At 65.3% G+C, this 1,183-nt stretch carries 1 protein-coding gene; it reads left to right on the forward strand.

The window, feature by feature from the left end:
* Positions 1-221: 221 nt before the first annotated feature.
* Positions 222-1,183 (forward strand): ABC transporter transmembrane domain-containing protein (locus EOA24_RS38610; protein WP_245501971.1); only part of this gene is annotated, 962 nt, incomplete at its 3' end.

The following is a 1,183-nucleotide window of genomic DNA, read 5'->3' on the forward strand; positions in this document are numbered from 1 at the left end:
GGCATTGCCTGCGGCGGCAACGCCCGCGGCGACCGCGCGGCGGCGGCCGAAATCGCCAAATTTCAGCGACGAGCAATAGCCCAAATGCGTCGGTGCTTCATGCCCAACACAGCCCCTCTCCGCCCGTCATGGCGCAGCGGAAGCGGGAGCACGCCGAGGCCCGTTTGCGTCACGGCGCTCGTCCACGCGCCGACCTGCCGACATGCCGCGGAGCGAGAGCCATGAACGATCTCTATGGCGAACTGAATCGCTGGTTGTCCGATGCGCTCGCCACCCTCGCCGCCGCCGGGCACGGGCCGGTCGAGTGGCTCCACAGGCCGAGTCCCCCGGTTCAGTTCCTGCTGTGCACGGTGCTCGTATGGCTCGTCCTCACCTGGATGACCCAAACGCGCTCCTCCACCCTTCGCGCCGCCAAGCCTGATAATCTGCGCGGTACCGTGGAAGGGTCTCCGGTCGAAACAGCACTGCAGTGCCTTGTCGCCATCGGGCGGCACTACGGCATCGATCTTTCCCCCGAGCGCATCAAGCACGACTTTGCGCTGAGGCCCGATGACGACATCACCCGGCTGCTGCCGAAGATCGCCCGCAGCAGCGGCATGCGCAGCCGCAAATTGAAGGTCGGCTGGAAGGACCTGCAACGCCTCGGCGACGCCTATCCGGTGATCGCCCGGCTGACAAATGGCAACAGCGTCATCCTGCTCGGATTCAACGAGAACAAGGTTGGAGTCCTCGACCCCCTCGCTGACTGCCTCGACGTATTACCCCTCGACCAGGCGACGTTCTGCAGGAAGTGGACCGGCGAGCTCCTGCTGCTGCGCCGCACATTCGCGCTGGCGGATGAGAGCCGGCCGTTCGGCTTTACTTGGTTCCTCCCGGAAGTCGTCCGCAACGGCGCGATGTTCCGCGACATCGCGGTGGCCGCGGTCGCGCTGCAGGTGCTGGCGCTTGCCCTGCCGATCTTCATCCAGATCACCGTCGACAAGGTGCTCGTGCACCAGGCCTATACGACTCTCGTTGTGCTCGCCATCGGGGTCAGCGCCGCAGTCCTGTTCGACGCGGTTTTCAACTATCTCAGGCGCATCCTGCTGGTCTACGCCTCGGCACGGATCGATGTGCGCACCTCGATCCGCACCTTCGCGCGTCTGCTGTCGTTGCCGATCGATTTCTTCGAGCGCGCCTCGGC

The organism is Mesorhizobium sp. M2A.F.Ca.ET.039.01.1.1 (assembly GCF_003998035.1).
Lineage (GTDB): Bacteria > Pseudomonadota > Alphaproteobacteria > Rhizobiales > Rhizobiaceae > Mesorhizobium.